The sequence below is a fragment of the Pseudomonas taiwanensis DSM 21245 genome, from assembly GCF_000425785.1.
Lineage (GTDB): Bacteria > Pseudomonadota > Gammaproteobacteria > Pseudomonadales > Pseudomonadaceae > Aquipseudomonas > Aquipseudomonas taiwanensis.
Genome location: NZ_AUEC01000024.1, coordinates 76,671 through 94,439, shown reverse-complemented (window position 1 = coordinate 94,439; position 17,769 = coordinate 76,671). Strand labels below are relative to the sequence as shown.

19 protein-coding genes and 1 tRNA gene are annotated in these 17,769 nt (G+C 61.3%); 7 read left to right on the top strand and 13 right to left on the bottom strand.

The window, feature by feature from the left end:
* Positions 1-24 precede the first annotated feature (24 nt).
* Both H620_RS0111880 and H620_RS0111875 read left to right on the top strand, forming a co-directional pair.
* Complete coding sequence (locus H620_RS0111880) at positions 25-2,205, top strand: PepSY domain-containing protein (RefSeq protein WP_023381801.1); 2,181 nt, start codon at positions 25-27, stop codon at positions 2,203-2,205.
* The gene (locus tag H620_RS0111875; protein ID WP_027907410.1) at positions 2,195-3,160 is read left to right on the top strand and encodes an FAD:protein FMN transferase; all 966 of its coding nucleotides are present in this window, start codon (positions 2,195-2,197) and stop codon (positions 3,158-3,160) included. The genes H620_RS0111880 and H620_RS0111875 overlap by 11 nt, the downstream gene beginning before the upstream one ends.
* Before the next feature lie 78 nt (positions 3,161-3,238).
* Here H620_RS0111875 and H620_RS0111870 read toward each other — a convergent pair whose 3' ends face one another.
* Positions 3,239-3,544: a DUF6482 family protein gene (locus H620_RS0111870; protein ID WP_023381803.1), complete on the bottom strand. Its 306-nt coding sequence runs from the start codon at positions 3,542-3,544 to the stop codon at positions 3,239-3,241.
* Between the two features lie 289 nt (positions 3,545-3,833).
* Between H620_RS0111870 and H620_RS0111860 the strand changes: the two genes are divergently transcribed.
* A complete protein-coding gene (locus H620_RS0111860; protein WP_023381804.1) occupies positions 3,834-4,325 on the top strand; it encodes a DUF1543 domain-containing protein in 492 nt (163 codons plus the stop codon).
* 56 nt (positions 4,326-4,381) lie between these two features.
* A complete protein-coding gene (locus tag H620_RS0111855) occupies positions 4,382-4,597 on the top strand; it encodes a TIGR02450 family Trp-rich protein (RefSeq protein ID WP_023381805.1) in 216 nt (71 codons plus the stop codon).
* 68 nt (positions 4,598-4,665) lie between these two features.
* On the opposite strand, the gene H620_RS0111850 is transcribed toward H620_RS0111855, so the two are convergent.
* The 8 genes from H620_RS0111850 to dapA form a co-directional block, all read right to left on the bottom strand.
* A complete protein-coding gene (locus tag H620_RS0111850; protein WP_027907409.1) occupies positions 4,666-5,124 on the bottom strand; it encodes a DUF3429 domain-containing protein in 459 nt (152 codons plus the stop codon).
* Between the two features lie 70 nt (positions 5,125-5,194).
* Positions 5,195-5,752 carry a GTP cyclohydrolase I FolE gene (gene folE, locus H620_RS0111845; protein WP_023381807.1) on the bottom strand — a complete coding sequence of 186 codons (558 nt, stop codon included), beginning with the start codon at positions 5,750-5,752 and terminating at the stop codon, positions 5,195-5,197.
* Complete coding sequence (locus H620_RS26465; RefSeq protein WP_023381808.1) at positions 5,737-6,150, bottom strand: thiol-disulfide oxidoreductase DCC family protein; 414 nt, start codon at positions 6,148-6,150, stop codon at positions 5,737-5,739. The genes folE and H620_RS26465 overlap by 16 nt, the downstream gene beginning before the upstream one ends.
* Positions 6,151-6,387: 237 nt before the next feature.
* Positions 6,388-6,477 (bottom strand) — tRNA-Ser (locus tag H620_RS0111840).
* A gap of 92 nt (positions 6,478-6,569) precedes the next feature.
* The gene (gene purC, locus H620_RS0111835; protein ID WP_023381871.1) at positions 6,570-7,280 is read right to left on the bottom strand and encodes a phosphoribosylaminoimidazolesuccinocarboxamide synthase; all 711 of its coding nucleotides are present in this window, start codon (positions 7,278-7,280) and stop codon (positions 6,570-6,572) included.
* A 32-nt stretch (positions 7,281-7,312) separates the two neighbouring features.
* A complete protein-coding gene (locus H620_RS0111830; RefSeq protein ID WP_027907408.1) occupies positions 7,313-8,071 on the bottom strand; it encodes an MBL fold metallo-hydrolase in 759 nt (252 codons plus the stop codon).
* Positions 8,072-9,190: an outer membrane protein assembly factor BamC gene (gene bamC, locus H620_RS0111825; protein WP_023381873.1), complete on the bottom strand. Its 1,119-nt coding sequence runs from the start codon at positions 9,188-9,190 to the stop codon at positions 8,072-8,074. It abuts the gene before it with no gap.
* A gap of 17 nt (positions 9,191-9,207) precedes the next feature.
* On the bottom strand, positions 9,208-10,095 hold the full coding sequence (dapA, locus tag H620_RS0111820) for a 4-hydroxy-tetrahydrodipicolinate synthase (protein ID WP_023381874.1): 888 nt from the start codon (positions 10,093-10,095) through the stop codon (positions 9,208-9,210).
* A gap of 259 nt (positions 10,096-10,354) precedes the next feature.
* On the opposite strand from dapA, the gene H620_RS0111815 reads away from it, so the two are divergent.
* Positions 10,355-10,915, top strand: coding sequence for a glycine cleavage system transcriptional repressor (locus tag H620_RS0111815; protein ID WP_023381875.1), 561 nt, complete (start codon positions 10,355-10,357; stop codon positions 10,913-10,915).
* Positions 10,916-10,926: 11 nt separating this feature from the next.
* Positions 10,927-11,400, top strand: coding sequence for a peroxiredoxin (locus H620_RS0111810; RefSeq protein WP_023381876.1), 474 nt, complete (start codon positions 10,927-10,929; stop codon positions 11,398-11,400).
* Positions 11,401-11,432: 32 nt separating this feature from the next.
* On the opposite strand, the gene H620_RS0111805 is transcribed toward H620_RS0111810, so the two are convergent.
* Together H620_RS0111805 and H620_RS0111800 are read right to left on the bottom strand one after the other, a co-directional pair.
* Entirely contained in the window at positions 11,433-12,503 is a 1,071-nt protein-coding gene (locus H620_RS0111805; protein WP_023381877.1) for an AI-2E family transporter, read from the bottom strand.
* 20 nt (positions 12,504-12,523) lie between these two features.
* Complete coding sequence (locus H620_RS0111800; protein WP_023381878.1) at positions 12,524-12,763, bottom strand: sulfurtransferase TusA family protein; 240 nt, start codon at positions 12,761-12,763, stop codon at positions 12,524-12,526.
* A gap of 110 nt (positions 12,764-12,873) precedes the next feature.
* Between H620_RS0111800 and H620_RS0111795 the strand changes: the two genes are divergently transcribed.
* On the top strand, positions 12,874-14,310 hold the full coding sequence (locus H620_RS0111795) for a M48 family metalloprotease (RefSeq protein ID WP_023381879.1): 1,437 nt from the start codon (positions 12,874-12,876) through the stop codon (positions 14,308-14,310).
* A 75-nt stretch (positions 14,311-14,385) separates the two neighbouring features.
* Here the strand turns inward: H620_RS0111795 and nadA are convergent, their stop codons facing one another.
* Both nadA and H620_RS0111780 read right to left on the bottom strand, forming a co-directional pair.
* A complete protein-coding gene (gene nadA / locus H620_RS0111790) occupies positions 14,386-15,444 on the bottom strand; it encodes a quinolinate synthase NadA (protein WP_023381880.1) in 1,059 nt (352 codons plus the stop codon).
* 301 nt (positions 15,445-15,745) lie between these two features.
* Complete coding sequence (locus tag H620_RS0111780; RefSeq protein WP_027907407.1) at positions 15,746-17,254, bottom strand: YdgA family protein; 1,509 nt, start codon at positions 17,252-17,254, stop codon at positions 15,746-15,748.
* Between the last annotated feature and the right edge of the window lie 515 nt (positions 17,255-17,769).

Here is a 17,769-nt window from a genome sequence, read left to right as displayed (position 1 = left end):
ACCCGCCACCGCTGGAGGCTGAACATGCTTCGCCAGTTCCATTCTCTTCCTGGCCTGATCGCCGCGCTGTTGGTCATGGTATTGGCCATGAGCGGCGCGATCCTGTCTGTCGAGCCAGCGCTGGAACGCCTACACGCCACGTCCACCTCTGCCGGAGAACGCACCGTCGCCCAACTGGCAGATCGCGTTGCCAACCACTTTACAGGCGTGGAGCAGATCCAACGCTCAGCGTCCGGCACGGTGATCGTCTACTACAACCAGAATGGCCAGGCCCGAGCGGAAAAGGTCGACCCTCTGACCGGCCAAGGCCTCGCCCCTTACGAACCATCCGCGTTCTCCCGCTGGATGAAAAACCTGCACCGCTCGTTATTGCTCGGCACACCGGGACATGGAGTGTCGGCTATCGGTGCCCTGTTCATACTGACGTTGTCAGTGTCCGGCGCGCTATTGCTGGCCCGGCGCCTGGGTGGCTGGCACAACCTGCTGCGGCCGCTGCGGGGTACTTTCAGCCAGCGCTGGCACGCTGAAGTCGGGCGACTGGCCTTGCTCGGGATGCTGCTGTCGGCATTGACCGGGCTCTATATGTCCGCCACCACCTTTGGTTTGATCGCTGAGGGCAATCAACATGAACCCGCCTTCCCCACTCACCTCAATGCCGGCCCGGCTTTGCCGGTGGCGAAGCTGCAAGCCTTGCAGGCCACCGACCTGAACGACCTGCGAGAGTTGGTCTACCCGAGTCCCGGCAACCCCCACGATGTGTTTTCCCTGCGCACGGGCCAGGGCGACGGCTATGTGGACCAGGCCAGCGGCGCCTTACTGTCCTATCAAACGCATGATTCGATGCACAACCTCTACGAACTGGTCTACCAGTTGCACACAGGCGAAGGCCTCTGGTGGCTGGGCCTGCCGCTGGGGCTATGCGCCCTCTGCGTGCCGTTGATGAGCGTGACCGGCATAGTGTTATGGTGGCGCCGCCGCAAAGCCGGCCCGAGCATCCGCCACAACAGCCCGGCTCACTCCGCCGACAGCGTGATTCTGGTTGGCAGTGAAAACAACAGCACCTGGGGTTTTGCCAAGACCTTGCATGACGCCTTGCACCAGAGTGGCCATCAAGTGCACAGCACGGCGATGAATGAATGGTCGGCCGATTACCGTAATGCCCAACGGGTGTTCATCCTCACAGCGACCCACGGAGACGGCGATGCGCCGGCTTCGGCTTCGCAGTTCCTCGCGCGGCTCGCCAAAACCGGCCTCAAGCCCGGCCTGCCCTTCGCAGTGCTGGGCCTGGGCGATCGCCAGTTTGCGCAGTTCTGTCAGTACGCGTACCAAGTGCAGGATGCAATGGTGCAGGCCGGTGGCTCGCCATTGCTGGGACTGGAAACCATCAACCGCCAGTCTTCTCAGGAGTTCGCTCGCTGGGGCCACGCGTTGAGCGACGTGTTGGGACAGGAGTTGGCACTGGTTCACACCCCGCAACAGCCGCGTACCCATTCATTGCAGTTGACAGAGCGGATCACCTATGGCGAAGAAGTGAACGCACCTACCCATATCCTGCGCTTCAAGGCTTGCGGCGAACTGCCAGGCTTCCTGGCCGGCGACCTGGTAGGGATTTTCCCCCCGGGCAGCCCAATCCCCCGCCTCTACTCGCTGGCCAGCGGTTCCCAAGACGGCACGTTGGAGATCTGTGTGCGTAAACACACCGCTGGCCTGTGCTCGGAGTATCTTCATGGCCTGGACATCGGCGCGCAGATCGAAGCCTTCATCCAGCCCAACCCGCAATTTCGTCCCGCGTCGGGCGTGCACCCGGTGATCCTGATCGGCGCCGGTACCGGTATCGGTCCTCTGGCCGGCTTTATCCGCAACAACAAGGCCCGACACCCGATGCACTTGTATTGGGGCGGCCGCAACCCAGCCTCGGACTTTCTCTACGAACCGCAGCTCAACCAATATTTGTCCGACCGCCGCCTAACGGCACTGCGAGCCGCCTTTTCTCAGGTCCAGGACCGCAGCTACGTGCAGGACAGGCTGATCAGCGATGCCCTGGCCTTGCGCAGGCTGTTTGAAAAAGGTGCCCAAGTACTGGTGTGTGGCAGCCGCGAAATGGCCAAGGGCGTCAAGCAGGCCCTTGATGAAGTATTGGCGCCGCTTAACCTCAGTGTACTGACCCTCAGGGCACAAGGACGCTACCGTGAAGATGTCTACTGAACTGAAGCGCTACAGCCTGAACGGCGAAACCATGGGTACCCGCTATACCGCCCTTTTTTATGCCGCCGCCGGGCTCGATATCGACGAAGTTAGGTTGCGCCTGACCCGCGCCGTGGCCCGGGTGGATCAGCAGATGTCTACCTGGAAACCCGACTCGGACCTCAACCGCCTCAATGCAGCCCCCGAGCAGCAATGGGTGCCGGTGCCCAAGGAACTGACAACGGTCCTGACTGCTGCATTGCACGTCAGCCAGCAATCCGGCGGTGCCTTCGACATCGCTGTCGGTGACCTGGTGAACGCCTGGGGCTTCGGCCCAGGGAAGCAGACGGTCACCGCGCAGGCGATCGGCACCCTGACGCCGGGCGCCCGGCTGTTAGCCAGCGCCGCATTGGTGGTTGATCCACAACGCAATCAGGTGCTCAAGCGCGAGCCGTTGAACCTTGACTTGAGTGGCATCGCCAAAGGTTTTGGCGTGGATGAACTGGCCCGTTGCCTGGAGACTCTGGGTATCACTCGCTACCTGGTCGGTATCGATGGCGAGATGCGCGCCCGCGGTCTCAAACCTGACGGCCAAAGCTGGGCCGTGGCCCTGGAAAAGCCCAAACGAGGCGTGCGTGAAGTCATGGGCGTGATGGAACTCAGTGATGCCTCAATCGCGACTTCCGGCGACTATCGACACTGGGTCGACGTGGCCGGTCAGTCCTATGCTCACACCATGAACCCGGCCACCGGCGCGCCGCTGTGCAGTCCGCTCGCCGCCGTCACCGTGGTGGCGGCCTCGTGCATGCTCGCCGATGCCTGGGCCACGGCGCTCATGGTCCTGGGCGAGACCGAAGGCCCGCGCCTGGCTCAGGAACGCGGGATGGACGCGCTATTCGTACTGCGCGAGGGGGAACAGCTCAAAGAACTATCCATTGTCGGCGGACAGTTGCAGACGCAAATCGCCACCCGCTGACACGGATGCGGACGTGTTCCTGTCCGCGGTGTACCGCCTGATAACAGTGAATCACGTTGCACAGGCGCAGCGTTCAGGCTACCACTGGCTGGTCAGTGTTATCGGGACACGCAGCGGCGCAGCGGGGCCGTTACGCTGCCCGCACATCTCGTCGTGCACCACCTGTTGGACCAACATGCAGGGAATCGGTGGCATGTCGGCCAGCAAGTGCCGCAGCTCGGTCGTCGAGCGCACGCGAACCGGTTGCCCATGGGCATCGCTCAATGTCACGGGACCGGCGTCGGTCAAGGCACGGAGGACGTAGAAGCCACCCTCCAGCGACAACAGTTCCAATTCCTTTGCTTCGCCGGTCGATACCAGTTGGGTGAGCGCGATCAAGTTCATGATGTACCCTCGGACAGGTGGCGGAAAATAGGTTGGATCGACCGCTCTCCACGCCTGGTCGGCTTGCGTTCGAGGCGGCTGATCAGGGTGTCGTCATCCATGAGGTGCATCCAGTCGTCCAGTGCCGCCCGCCGACCGCAGCCCAACGAGCAGCACCCCATAATTCTGTACAAATATAGCACCACGTACAGATATTATACTTACTTGCATAGATTTCCATGCGCAGTGCCCCCGGTCAGGCAACGGCCTGGGCACCGCACGAGGCCAAGCCGGAAAGAAGGATTCGCTCATGCTGTACATAGTCATGCTCGGTGGTCGCCATCCACGGGCACGTATCGAGGTACACGACGTGCTGTTTGCACAGGCCGACTCACTCGAGCAAACGTACCCACAACTGTGCCAAGGCTGGTTCGGGAGCCGCCAGGGCCTGCACATCGACTCGTGGATCGAAGTCAGCGGTGTCGACCACTACCGCGTCGAGTTCAGTCAGGCGGCGCCTGGGTCGGATGACCCTCGACTGTTCTTCATCAACCTTGGAGGCTATGAGGACGGGGTGTTTGGCGAGGCCCACCGTTACCTGCTGGTGGTGGCCAGGGACAAGGCAGAGGCCAAGCGTCTGGGCAAACGACGCCTGCAGGCAAACTGGCTCAAGCAGCATATCGATACGGTACTGGAAGTCGACGACTGTTTGCCGATTGAGTGGGTGAACGGCCGTTACGTGCACCTGATCGAAGGGCCCCATGACGGCTTACGGCAATACAGCGACTATATCGTGCTCTGACCTTGTACAGGTTTAGCCTCGATCAACACTGCAACAGCCCACCGGAGGACCGCCTGATGAATCGCATTGCACCTGCGAAATTAAAGCTCTCCAAATGGACCGCGCGGCACCCTGAGAATAAAGAAAAGCACTTCCTGGTGACGGACCTTGAGCTCGACGACGATGGCATCTTGCTGCGTGTCGAACTGGAAGCGGTGCACAGTGGCCGTAGCCAATGGCTGGATTGGCGAACACTGCGCGACTCAGAGACCTGGATGATGGGCTGGCGCTGAAAACATCCGCCCGCACGCCGTGCACGGCGTCTTCGTGCAAGCCGATCGGGCTCCGCCATGTAGATCGGCTAGAACTCAAACAACACGGCAAATGCGCTGAGCAGCAAGCAGAGGCTCACCACAAGGGTTAAATACCCTCGCATCGGCAAGTACCATCGAGGCAACGCTTGCGCCAATTTCTGGTCCTGCCAAAGATGAACGATAAAACCGGCAGTCAACATCAAACAGCCCAATGGCACGGCGACAAGTGTACTGACCCAACCAACAAGGGCAGGTATGACGCTCCACACGAGCCGCGCTCGACGATGCTCAGCGAGCATACCCTGCACGGCCATGGCGAATCCCCAGTGCAAGGCGCCGATGAAGCTCAATATCACAGCGCCATAGCTCACCAGCATAGCCGACCACAACGACCGGTATTGAGCATAAAAAAGGACAAGCAACGTTAATCCAATAAACGGCAGCAAACCGCCGTAACCAAGGACAGCAAAGCGGCTGGGCGATAACGGGGTAGATACTGAATTCATTTGAATGACCCTCTTCGACCGGCACCCAATGGACCAGTCAACCAGACGCTTCTTTTCATACCGGTGTCAGTTATTTCTGCCCGATGAGCTGAAGAAACTCTTGTCGGGTCGTCGGTGAGTCGCGAAATTCGCCCAACATCACAGATGACAGCATGACGGAGTTCTGCTTCTCGACACCGCGCATCATCATGCACATATGCTTTGCTTCAATAACCACTGCCACCCCGGCAGCATCGGTAATATCCTGGATGGCACAGGCGATTTGCCGCGTTAAGTTTTCCTGTATCTGCAAACGACGCGCGAACATGTCGACCACACGAGCAACCTTCGATAGGCCGAGCACCCGTCCTGTCGGCAGGTAGGCGACATGAGCCTTGCCGATAAATGGCAATAAGTGGTGTTCGCACAGTGAATAAAGCTCAATGTCACGGACCACGATCATTTCATCGTTCTGAGACTCGAACAAAGCACCGTTTATGACCTCGTCAAGCTTCAAGGTATAACCGTTGCAGAGGTGCTGCATTGCTTTTGCCGCACGCTGAGGCGTATCCAAAAGCCCTTCGCGCTGCGGGTTTTCTCCAATGCCGATAAGAATGTCGCGGTAATACGCAGCTAACGATGGGTACATTTGGACGCCTCACGGGTGCAACGAAGAGCACCGTCGGGATGGGGTAGCCACGCCAAGTGTGGCCTCAAGCGACAGAAAAGCCTGTAACAACCGGCAAGCAGTGGGCGTAAAGGGCGCCAGGCCAGTGGCGCAACATACATGCCCACCCCTGCGGCCCGCCAGCTCCATAGGGTCGCGTCCAAGCCGGTGACCCATAGCCCATTGGCGAACCTCCCATGCAAAGAAGCCTTCAGTTGCTCGACAGTGACGCCCAACGATCCGGGGTCGAAATCCGCATCTCCGATGTCTACCAGAAGCAGCCTGCCCCCCGTCGACCGCCGCCGCAGGAAAGCGATTTCCCTGGCGCACAGTGGGCAAGCACCGTCGAAGTACAACGTCAAAGGCCATTCGCAATACATGTACAACACCTAATTTTTGTATAGGTTTTTGTACAATTTAGCCGACTTCGGGAAATGCGCAATACCCACGTGGTGCAACCACCACGTTCGAGACGGGGCCGTCTTTCAGGGGATGGGGTACAAGACGTAATGGCAGGGCCTGCAGTGGCCGGGTAAAACGCGGACCCTGAACGCGCCCCAAAAACACAAAACCCCTGACTCCTTATCAGGAATCAGGGGTTTCGCGCTTCACATGTATGGCGGAGAGATAGGGATTTGAACCCTAGGTACTGTTGCCAGTACAACGGATTTCGAATCCGTCCCGTTCGACCACTCCGGCATCTCTCCAATGCCGCGCATCATACCAGCGAATTCTGAAAACGCAAACCTTTATTTGCAAAAAAATCGCGTGGTATCAGGCGCTTGCGTGAACATGCGCCTTACAGCGGCACGCCCAGGCGCTTGGCAACTTCTTCGTAGGCTTCGATCACGTCGCCCAGACCCTGGCGGAAGCGGTCCTTGTCCATCTTCTTACGGGTTTCTTTGTCCCACAGGCGGCAGCCGTCCGGGCTGAACTCGTCGCCCAGGACGATCTGGCCGTGGAACACGCCGAACTCCAGCTTGAAGTCGACCAGCAGCAGGCCTGCGTCGTCAAACAGCTTGGTCAGTACCTCGTTGACCTTCAGCGACAGCTTTTTCATCTCTGCCAGCTGCTCGGCGGTGCCCCAACCGAAGGCAACGACGTGGGATTCGTTGATGAACGGGTCGCCCTTCTCGTCGTTCTTCAGGAACAGCTCGAAGGTGGACGGCTCGAGCTTGATGCCCTCTTCCACGCCCAGGCGCTTGACCAGGCTACCCGCTGCGTAGTTACGCACCACGCACTCGACCGGAATCATGTCCAGCTTCTTGACCAGGCACTCGTTGTCGCCCAGCAGCTTGTCGAACTGGGTCGGCACGCCGGCTTCTTCCAGTTTCTGCATGATGAAGGCGTTGAACTTGTTGTTCACCATGCCTTTGCGGTCGAGCTGTTCGATACGCTTGCCGTCGAACGCCGAGGTGTCGTTACGGAACAGCAGGATCAAGCGGTCGGCGTCGTCGGTCTTGTAAACCGATTTGGCTTTGCCGCGGTAGAGTTCGTCGCGTTTTTCCATGATGGAGGGCTCCGCTTGCTTGAGTTGTTGGGCTAGGCGATTTCACGCCAGTCGAGCCCGTGTTCCTGATTCGCCACCTGGAGCCAGTCCGGGTCGCACCCAAGGGTGTCGACAAAGCACTGGCGGGCCAGTTGTGGCAGGTTGTTCTTGCTGCTGAGGTGGGCCAGCACCAGGTGTTGCAGGTGCTGCCAGCCCAGCTCGGCCACCAGGTTTGCTGCCTGGTGGTTGTTCAAATGTCCTTGGCTGCCGCCGACCCTCAACTTCAAGAAGTGCGGGTAATGGCCGCGGGCAAGCAGGTCGCGGCAATGGTTGGCCTCGATGAGCAATGCATCCAGGCCTTGGTAACGCTCGACCAGGTGCCTGTCGTACGACCCCAGGTCGGTCAGCATGCCAAACCGTCGGCGCCCATCGCTGAACACATACTGCAACGGTTCGAATGCATCGTGCTCGACCCGCAGCGCGCTGACTTCCAGGCTGCCGATACGCAAGCAGTCGCCACAGGCGAGAAAACCGGCCACCTCCACCGGCTTGCGCAAACCGCGCAAGGTGCCCTGGCTGAGATAGACCGGTACATTGTAGCGCCGTGACAGCAAGCCCACCCCATGCACGTGGTCGGCATGTTCGTGGGTCACCAGCACCGCGCTCAGCTGGGCCGGCGACACACCGAGCAGCGCCAGGCGTCGCTCGGTTTCACGCAGGGAAAAGCCACAATCGACCAGGATGAAGGTGTCACCACTGGCGATCAGCGTGCCATTTCCCTGGCTGCCGCTTCCGAGTACCGCGAAGCGCACTTAGCCCAGGTGGTCCTGAATGGCGCTCAGCACGCGGCGGGCAACATCGGCCGGGGCCACGGTGTTGATGTTCTTCTCGACCGTTACCTGCACGCTCTCGCCCACCTTGCTCAGGCGGACCTGATAACGCTCGGCACGGGCTTCACGTTCTTCCTTGGTTGGCTCGCTGCCGAACATGCGGCCGAAGAAACCAGGCTCGTTCTGCTTGTCTTCAGGCTTTTCCGACAGGTTGATGTAGTACAGGCCCAGACTGCGGTTGATGTCCTCGACACGCCACTCGCCACCCTGCTCCAGGGCACGGCCTACGCTGGACCAAGCGCGGTCCAGGTCGGCGCCCAGGTACAGCACCGGGTTGCCACTGCCGTCTTCGCTCAGACTGACGCGGCTCGGAGCATCGAAGTCGCGGGCCGCGAGCAGCGAAACCGAACCGCCCTTCTCGGCGCTGCGGTTCATGCTGGCAAGCATTTCATCGACCAGCAGGGCATCGGCGCCGGTATTGCTGGAGCTGGACGGGAAGTCAGGCTCGGCGGTGCTACCGGCCGGGCGCTCGACGCTGACGACGTACACCTCGGAGGTGTTGCGCTGCACGCCGGGTTCCATGCGAACACGTACGCGCACTTCGCTGTCGCCGCTGCTGGCGGTGCTCGCCAGGCGCTGGCCGAGCGAAGCGGACAGTTCGTCGAAGCGCTGCCAGGTGGTGTTGAATTCACCGGTCTGCGGGCGCTCTTCGGCAATGCGGAAACCATTGTCCTCGAAGAACTGACGGGCCACCGGCCACACCTCGGCAGGCGAGTGCTGGGCCAGCACCCAACGGCTGTTGCCGCTGCGTTGCAGGCTGTAGTCGCTGGCTTCGGCCGCAGCGGTCAGTGGTTGCGGACGTGGCACTTCGAACTCGCCAGTGGCGCGGTCGTCGGCGACGTTGCGGGGGATCGGCAACAGCGGGTCAAGGCGCTTGACGTTGCTGGCGTCCGGCGGCAGCTGCATCGGCGCGGTCGGGTGCGCTTGCAGGTAGTCGCTGCCGCGGTCGCGGAAATAGCCATCCTCGCCCCACAACCAGCCACAACCACTGGTGCTGGAGATGATCAGGGCGAGCGTGGAAAGACCAGCCAGTCGCTTCATGCGGTGTACTTCCTCGATTAAACCAGTACGCCGGACTGGCGCAAGGCAGTACGGACTTTTTCGTGACAGCCTTCGCTCAGCCAGGTCAGCGGCAGGCGGATGCCCTTCTGCATCAGGCCCATTTCCACCAGCGCCCATTTCACCGGGATCGGGTTGGACTCGCAGAACAGGTCTTTGTGCAGCGGCATGAGTTTTTCGTTGATTGCACGGGCCTTCTCGGCATTGCCCTCAAGGGCGGCCTCGCACAGGTCGGCCATTTCGCGCGGGGCGACGTTGGCGGTAACGGAGATGTTGCCCTTGCCGCCCATCAGGATCAGCTCGACAGCGGTCGGGTCGTCGCCAGACATGACGATGAAGTCCTTGTCGACGCCATCGAGGATGGCCTTGGCACGCTGCAGGTCGCCAGTGGCTTCCTTGATACCGATGATGTTCTTGACCTTCGACAGGCGGATCACGGTCTCGGCCTGCATGTCGCAGGAGGTGCGGCCGGGTACGTTATAGAGGATCTGCGGGATGTCGACGGCTTCGGCGATGTGCTTGAAGTGCTGGTACAGGCCTTCCTGGGTCGGCTTGTTGTAGTACGGGACCACCAGCAGGCAGGCGTCGGCGCCAGCGTTCTTGGCGTTCTGGGTCAGGTGCACGGCTTCAGCGGTGGAGTTGGCACCAGTACCGGCGATGACCGGAATCGGCTTCTTGCTGTGCTTGACGCGCTCGACCACGTGCTTGATGACCAGGATGTGTTCTTCGACATCCAGCGTGGCCGACTCACCGGTAGTGCCGACTGCGACGATCGCATGGGTGCCGTTTTCCAGGTGGAAGTCTACAAGTTTGTCGAGGCTGTCCCAATCAAGACGCCCTTGTGCATCCATGGGTGTGACCAATGCCACCATACTGCCCGCAATCATGTAACTGCTCCTGCCGGAAAAAGAGAGCGGTAATGGTACTGGGGGCATCGGCCTTGCACAAGCGAAGCAGGCGGGCGGAGCATTCCCCTTCGCGTCGGTTTTCGCTACCCTTGATCCTTTGATCGGTGCAGCACGGCCCGCCGGGCCGTCGACCCTGCTCCCCGCCAGCGTCCGCGACCTCGCATGCGAGCCCGGGGCCCTGTCGACCGGAGGCTTTCGCCCGTCCTGTGCCGACCGCTCATCGCTTTAGGAATGCTGCATGTCCACCCCCACCGTCCGCGAACAATTCCTCGTCATCAGCGCCCTGGGGCCCAACCCCATGGAGCTGGCCAATGTCCTCAGCCGCGCCGCCTTCGAAAACCGCTGCGCGGTGGTCACCTCGCGCCTGAGCCGCCATGGCGAGACCAGCGCCCTGGTCCTGCAGGTCGGTGGCAGCTGGGATGCCCTGGCGCGCCTGGAAGCCATGCTGCCGGGCCTGGGCAAGAAACACGGCCTGACCCTCGATGTAGTGCGCAGCGCCGACCAGGAGGTACGCCCCCAGGCCCTGCCATACGTCGCCTACATCAGCGCCGCCTACCGCCCGGATATCATCAGCGAGCTGTGCCAGTTCTTCCTTGACCACCGCGTCGAACTGGAAGCCTTGACCTGCGACACCTACCTGGCGCCGCAGACCGGTAGCAGCATGCTCAATGCCCAGTTCACCGTGATCCTGCCGGCCGGCACCCAGATCAGCTGGCTGCGCGACCAGTTCCTCGACTTCGCCGATGCCCTGAACCTGGATGCCTTGATCGAGCCTTGGCGCCCACAGAACCCCATGTAAGGAAGCTTCCCATGGCCGTAGAACTCGACAAACCCGTCGCCGATTTCCAGGCCCAGGCCACCAGTGGCCAGGCCGTGAGCCTCGCTGCGCTCAAGGGCCGCCAAGTGGTGCTGTACTTCTACCCGAAGGACAGCACGCCGGGCTGCACCACCGAAGGCCAGGGTTTCCGTGACCAGCACGCAGCCTTCGAGGCCGCCAACACCGTGGTGTTCGGTGTTTCCCGCGATGGCATCAAGTCCCATGAGAATTTCAAGGCCAAGCAGGGCTTCCCGTTCGAGCTGATCAGCGACAAGGACGAGGCGCTTTGCCAATTGTTCGACGTGATCAAGCTGAAGAAGCTGTATGGCAAGGAGTACCTGGGCGTCGACCGGAGCACCTTCCTGATCGACAAGGACGGTGTGCTGCGCCAGGAATGGCGTGGGGTGAAGGTGCCGGGGCATGTGGACGCCGTGTTGGCGGCGGCCCAGGCATTGAACAAGGCTTGAGCCTGATGGGGCTGCCCTGCAGCCCCCCCAGATTACAACATCGGCGAAACGCTAGGCTCCTGCCGCGGCCAGGCATCCAGTACCGCCTTGATCAACGTCGCCAGCGGGATCGCGAAGAAGATCCCCCAGAAACCCCACAACCCGCCGAACAGCAACACCGCACAGATGATCGCCACCGGATGCAGGCTCACCGCTTCGGAGAACAACAACGGCACCAGCACGTTGCCATCGAGTGCCTGAATGATCGCGTACACCGTCATCAGGTAGATGAACTGATCACCCCAGCCCCATTGGAACAGCGCAATCAGCGTCACCGGCACGGTCACCACCACCGCTCCGACATAGGGCACCACCACCGACAGCCCCACCAACAGTGCCAGCAGCGCGGCATAGTTGAGTCCCAGGCTGATGAAGGCGATGTAAGTGGCAATGCCGCAGATCAGGATCTCGATGCCCTTGCCGCGAATATAATTGGCAATCTGCCGGTTCATTTCGCTGCCAACCCGGTTGAGCAGGCTGCGCTGACGCGGCAGGTAACCGCTGACCCAGCGGGCGATCAACTCGCGGTCCTTGAGGAAGAAGAACACCAGAATCGGCACCAGCACCAGGTAGATCATGGCGTTGACCAGCAAGGGCAGGCTGGACAGCGAGAAGGTCAGCGCCCACTGGCCGAACTTGCCGATTTCACCGCGCACCGACTCGATGGCGTGCAACACCTGCTCATCCGAGACCAAGTGCGGGTAGCGCTCTGGCAACAGCAGCAACAGCGACTGCCACTTGCCCAACATCCCCGGCAACTCGTTGAACAGCGTGATCAACTGGTGCCAGAGCAACGGTACCAGCACCAGCAGGACCACCGCCAAAGCCCCCATGAACAGCGCGAACACCACGCTTACCGCCACCCGCGTAGGTACCCGCAGGCGCTCCAGGGCGTTGACCAGCCCCTGCATCAGGAAGGCCAGCACCAGGCCCGCGAGCACCGGCGCCAACATGCCGCCAAGGGTCAGCACCGCCGTGAAGGCCAGGAACAGCAGGACCGCCAGCACCACCGCCTCCTCATCGGAGAAGTAGCGCTGTATCCAGTCGCGAAGCACTTTGAACATTGACGATCCTTGATTGAGACTCAGGCCTTGCGCAGCCAGTAGGTGAAGACGCCGGCCTCGGCCGTTTCGTGCAGCAGGGTATGACCGGCCAGCTGGGCAAAAGTGCGGAAGTCGCGCTGCGAGCCGGCATCGGTGGCGACCACCTTGAGCACCGCGCCACTGGCCAGGCGGTTAAGCTCCATCTTCGCCTTGAGCAGGGGCAGCGGGCAGTTCAGCCCGCTGGCGTCGAGTTCGGCGTCGCAGGTCAGGGTGTCACTCATTGCAGGCGTCTCCAGAGGCTTGGTCAGGCAGGTTCGCTAGGATACCGCCACTGGTCGCCAACGTGTGAGCGGGCTACAGTAGGGGCTTTGATCCGACGCGAGCTTCGTGCATGAATCTACTGCGCCCTACCCTGCTGACGCTGGCCTGCCTGATGGCCCTTCCCGGCCACGCCGACGACCTGCCGTCACTGGGCGACGCCAGTTCAGCAATCGTCTCGCCGCAGCAGGAGCACCAGCTTGGCCGCGCCTGGCTGAGCCTGTTGCGCGGCAACGTCAACCAGCTGAACGACCCACAACTCAAAGACTACGTCGAAACCAGCGTGTACCGGCTGGCCGAAACCAGCCAACTGCAAGACCGACGCCTTGAGTTCATTCTGATCGACAGCCGCGAACTCAACGCCTTTGCAGCGCCTGGCGGCATCGTCGGGGTCAACGGTGGCCTGTTCCTCAATGCCCAGACCGAAGGCGAATACGCCTCGGTCCTGGCCCACGAACTGGCGCACTTGTCCCAGCGCCACTTCGCCCGCGGCGTCGAGGCCCAGCAACGCATGCAGTTGCCGATGATGGCAGCGCTGCTGGCTGGTATCGTGCTGGCCGCAGGTGGTGGCGGCGATGCCGGCATCGGCGTGATCGCCGGCACCCAGGCAGCGGCCATTCAGGAGCAACGGCGTTTCTCGCGGCAGAACGAGCAGGAAGCCGACCGCATCGGCATCCAGAACCTCGAGAAAGCTGGCTACGACCCGCGCAACATGCCATCGATGTTCGAACGCCTGGCGCGCCAGTACCGCTACGATGCCAAGCCACCCGAATTTCTGCTGACGCACCCGGTGACCGAGTCGCGTATCGCCGACACCCGCAACCGCGCCGAACAGGCGCCCAAGGGGGGGGTGGAAGACAGCCTGCGCTACCAACTGATCCGCGCCCGCGTGGCATTGACCTACGAAGGCACCCCAGGCCTTGCAGCCAAGCGCTTCCGCGCCCAGCTCGACGAAAATCCGAACATGGACGCCGCCCGCTATGGCCTGGCCCTGGCGCAGATCAAGGGCGGCCAACTCAATGAAGCGCGGGAGAACCTCAAGCCGCTGCTGGCCAAGGCACCCAACGACATCACCTACAACCTGGCGCAGATCGACCTGGACATTACCAACAACCGCCTGGCCGATGCCATGCAGCGGGTGGAGCGGATGCGCGGTTTGTACCCGGGCAATTATCCGTTGAAACAAGTGCGTGCCGACCTGCTGGTCAAGCAGGGCAAGCCAGCCGAGGCGGAAAAAGTTCTGGATGACCTGCTCAAGAGCCGCCCGGACGACCCGGACGTGTGGTACGACGTGGCTGAAGTTCGCGGACTGTCAGGCAATACCATTGGCTTGCATCGCGCCCGCGCGGAGTACTTCACCCTGGTGGGCGATTTCGACCAGGCGATCCAGCAGCTCGACTACGCCAAGCGCCGTGCGGGCAGCAACTTCCCGTTGGCGGCGCAGATCGACCAGCGCCAGCGCGAGGTGATGGAGCAGCAGCGGATGGTCAAGGACATGATGGGACGCTGACGAGCGCCCGATCACTGCCAAGCCAGCACCTACAGGCATAGCACTTGTAGGCGCCGGCTTGCCGACGATCAGGTTTCAAGCATTTCCGGAAAGCTTCAGGCGCGCCGCCTGGGTGAAGTCCAGCATGCGATTCAAAGGCTTGATCGCCTTCGGCACCAGCGCTGGGTCCACGAAGATTTCATTGCTGCCCTTGCGCAGGCAATCCAGCACCCGCTCCAGGGTGTTCATGGCCATCCATGGGCAATGTGCGCAGCTGCGGCAAGCGGCGCCGTTACCCGCGGTGGGCGCTTCGACGAACTCTTTGTCTGGGCACAGCTGCTGCATCTTGTAGAAGATGCCGCGGTCGGTGGCGACGATGAAGGTCTTGTTCGGTAGGGTCTGGGCAGCCTTGATCAACTGGCTGGTGGAACCTACCGCATCGGCCAGCTCGATGACCGACTCCGGCGACTCCGGGTGAACCAGAATGGCAGCGTCCGGATAAAGCGCTTTCATATCGGCCAGCTGACGCGACTTGAATTCTTCATGGACGATGCACGCGCCGTCCCACAGCAGCATGTCGGCCCCGGTCTGCTTCTGGATGTACCGCCCCAAGTGCTGGTCCGGGCCCCAGATGATGGTTTCGCCGTTGTCCATCAGGCTTTCGACGATTTCAAGGGCGCAGCTGGAGGTCACCACCCAGTCGGCACGCGCCTTCACTGCGGCGGAGGTGTTGGCGTAAACCACCACGGTGCGCTCGGGGTGCTGGTCGCAGAAAGCGGAGAACTCTTCGACCGGGCAACCCAGGTCGAGCGAGCAGGTCGCTTCCAGGGTCGGCATCAGCACGCGTTTTTGCGGCGTGAGGATCTTGGCCGTTTCGCCCATGAAGCGCACGCCGGCGACAACCACGGTTTCGGCCGGGTGATTCTTGCCGAAACGCGCCATTTCCAGCGAGTCGGACACACAGCCACCGGTCTCTTCGGCCAGCGCCTGGATGACCGGGTCGCAGTAATAGTGAGCCACCAGAACGGCGTTCTGGGCCTTGAGCTCGGCGGCGATGGCCGCACGGTATTCGGCCTCCTGCTCGGCTGTCAGCGGGTTGGGCTGCTTGGCGTCAAGATGGGCCTGAACCAAAAGGCGTTCGGAAATCTGGGTCATGATCGCTGGACCTGCGGGCGCGCATGCGCGTCATATCGAGTGTATCACCCGGCCCTGGCAGATCGGCTAGCGGTGCCGGACGGCAGGCATGCCGCCACGGCCCTCTGCGGGCGCGGATTATTATCGGACGCCGAAGGCTACAGACAATCAAGGGAATTCAAAAGCGGTTTTTTGTGTTGCCGGTGCAGGCCTATTGCGGCCTGCGCCTGCTCCAACAGGTGCCCCCCCTGAAGGCTGTGGTTACCCGTATGAGCCGGCGCAGCCTGCAACAAGGCCAGCAGCAGCGCCCCAAAGAGTGGGTTTAGCCCTGAGGCTGCATCGACGCGAAGTGCGCCGCGAGAATCATGGCGAACTCTTCGACGGTCATCTTCTTGCCATTGAAGTCGACCATGCCGTTGGCGTAGTGCAGGCTCGACACCACATCAGTGCCTTGCACGGTCGCCATACCGCTTTGCAGCGCCATCATGCCGACCATTTCGCCGGCCTGGCTCGACTGCTGGGCGATCGCCTGGGCATCCGTCTGGCCCTCGAGCAGCGCCCGCAGGGTAGCCAGGTCTCCGATCATGGGCTTGGACAGCGACAGCTTGCCCTTCACCTCAGTAACCAACTGCTTGCCCAACTGGTCGGGCGGCAGGTCGAACGAGTCGGGCTTGGCGAAGTCCATCGACAGGCTGAAACGGCTCTCGCCATTGGCAGTCTTGAACGACAGGTTCTCCAGGGCCACCTGTGGCTTGGATGCCAGCAACTGCTGCAGGTCACCTTGGAATTTGGCCTTTTCCGCCTCGTCCATCTGGATTACCGGCACCGCCTGGCCAGCCTCCGCTGCCTCCTGGAATTCCGGCAGGTGCGCCTGGTACCACTTCGACAGTGCCTCCATGGCCGGGGCATTCAACGACTTGAGGCTTATCGCCATCTGCGCGCTGCCCACTGCGCGGCCATCCCAGGTGATGTCCTGCACCTTGTAGTCCACGCGACCACCAATGGTGTCCGGGCCATCCAGCGCTTGCACGGCTTTCTGTTCGAAGCCCTTGAGCATCAGCACTTCCTGCTTAAGCCCCAAGGTCGCCTTGGCCTCGGCCAGCAACAGATCGAAGTTGCCGACATAGAGTGCTTCGTGTTCGGTGGCGGCGAGGTTGCCGTCGACAGCCAACCCCTTCAGTTCGAACGTGGCAGGCGGATGATCGTCGCCCACCAGCTTCATCTCGAAACGCTCGGCGGTGCCATGGAACTTCGATGCCTTGCCTTCCCGGTCACTACTGACCGCCAACTGCATACCTGAGAAGTCCAGGGTCGAGCCATTGTCCTCAGTCACCTTCACGGGGGCCAGGAATAGGGTGCCTTCGACGCTGCCGTCATAACCGAGGCTGGTGTGCGACGTCAGGGGCGCCTTGTCCCCTGCCGCGGCATACCAGGCTGCGGTCGAGTCGTCCTTGTCCAGCGCACTGTTGCTGGCCGCCATCACTGGCACAAGCTTGAACGCTTTCACCCGAGACCATGGGAACGGGCCATGCTCGATCTGGTCGGTGACACCCAGATCGAAGCTCAGGGTTTCGCCATCGGACAGGTGAATATCCTTGGCCTTGACGCGATAGTGCGCGGTGCTGCTGAAAAAGTGCTGCTCGAGGGAGGCCACTTCGACGGTCATGCTACCGCCAATGCCGACCAGGGCTTTTTCAAGCTGTACGTTGGCCTGCTTGACGGAGCGCTCCAGCTCCGCCGGAAGTTGCTTGCCGGTGTACCAGGCGCCCGCGGTGGTTGCGACGGCAATGGCGATGGCCAGGCCGGAAAGAATGCCTACTGATTTCTTCATGAATAGAACCGATTGATGTCCATATGGGCGTGCACGCAGCCGAGGGCTACGTGGCAGCGGAAGAATATCACCGACACCCTTCCGGGGTGATGGCCAAGGGGTAGAAATAGCGTTTTTAGGAAACGCCTGACGCGTGAATTGGCAACGTCCTATTCGTCAATTTTTTCGAACATATGCAATGATCAAAACCGCAAAAAATCGCGCACAAAGCGAACAAATAGGGCTTTACGCTGATAAATATGACGTTTTCGTAACATCTTGTCATGTTTAACTTGACACCCACCCCACCCATCGTTTTTTATTTTTCTCACCTTGCTAGCGCCCGATCCACAAAGAAGAAAAGTCGCGTCGTGATCATGCCTTTTTGCACCCATCCTCACGCACCACCGTCCTAGCCCCAGGACCCGCCATACCCGACACCGGCGCCCGTCCGCGCCTCTTCCTGCTCCACACAATAAAGGTGAACAACATGGAGCCCACCCGCTCGCCCTTGCCGCACGCGCAGCTCGCCGCGC

Excerpts from the sequence above, each read along its gene's own strand:
- H620_RS0111880 (WP_023381801.1), top strand. The coding sequence starts at position 25 with ATGCTTCGCCAGTTCCATTCTCTTCCTGGCCTGATCGCCGCGCTGTTG.
- H620_RS0111875 (WP_027907410.1), top strand. The coding sequence starts at position 2,195 with ATGTCTACTGAACTGAAGCGCTACAGCCTGAACGGCGAAACCATGGGT.
- H620_RS0111870 (WP_023381803.1), bottom strand. The coding sequence starts at position 3,544 with ATGAACTTGATCGCGCTCACCCAACTGGTATCGACCGGCGAAGCAAAG.
- H620_RS0111860 (WP_023381804.1), top strand. The coding sequence starts at position 3,834 with ATGCTGTACATAGTCATGCTCGGTGGTCGCCATCCACGGGCACGTATC.
- H620_RS0111855 (WP_023381805.1), top strand. The coding sequence starts at position 4,382 with ATGAATCGCATTGCACCTGCGAAATTAAAGCTCTCCAAATGGACCGCG.
- H620_RS0111850 (WP_027907409.1), bottom strand. The coding sequence starts at position 5,124 with ATGAATTCAGTATCTACCCCGTTATCGCCCAGCCGCTTTGCTGTCCTT.
- folE (WP_023381807.1), bottom strand. The coding sequence starts at position 5,752 with ATGTACCCATCGTTAGCTGCGTATTACCGCGACATTCTTATCGGCATT.
- H620_RS26465 (WP_023381808.1), bottom strand. The coding sequence starts at position 6,150 with ATGTATTGCGAATGGCCTTTGACGTTGTACTTCGACGGTGCTTGCCCA.
- purC (WP_023381871.1), bottom strand. The coding sequence starts at position 7,280 with ATGGAAAAACGCGACGAACTCTACCGCGGCAAAGCCAAATCGGTTTAC.
- bamC (WP_023381873.1), bottom strand. The coding sequence starts at position 9,190 with ATGAAGCGACTGGCTGGTCTTTCCACGCTCGCCCTGATCATCTCCAGC.
- dapA (WP_023381874.1), bottom strand. The coding sequence starts at position 10,095 with ATGATTGCGGGCAGTATGGTGGCATTGGTCACACCCATGGATGCACAA.
- H620_RS0111815 (WP_023381875.1), top strand. The coding sequence starts at position 10,355 with ATGTCCACCCCCACCGTCCGCGAACAATTCCTCGTCATCAGCGCCCTG.
- H620_RS0111810 (WP_023381876.1), top strand. The coding sequence starts at position 10,927 with ATGGCCGTAGAACTCGACAAACCCGTCGCCGATTTCCAGGCCCAGGCC.
- H620_RS0111805 (WP_023381877.1), bottom strand. The coding sequence starts at position 12,503 with ATGTTCAAAGTGCTTCGCGACTGGATACAGCGCTACTTCTCCGATGAG.
- H620_RS0111800 (WP_023381878.1), bottom strand. The coding sequence starts at position 12,763 with ATGAGTGACACCCTGACCTGCGACGCCGAACTCGACGCCAGCGGGCTG.
- H620_RS0111795 (WP_023381879.1), top strand. The coding sequence starts at position 12,874 with ATGAATCTACTGCGCCCTACCCTGCTGACGCTGGCCTGCCTGATGGCC.
- nadA (WP_023381880.1), bottom strand. The coding sequence starts at position 15,444 with ATGACCCAGATTTCCGAACGCCTTTTGGTTCAGGCCCATCTTGACGCC.
- H620_RS0111780 (WP_027907407.1), bottom strand. The coding sequence starts at position 17,254 with ATGAAGAAATCAGTAGGCATTCTTTCCGGCCTGGCCATCGCCATTGCC.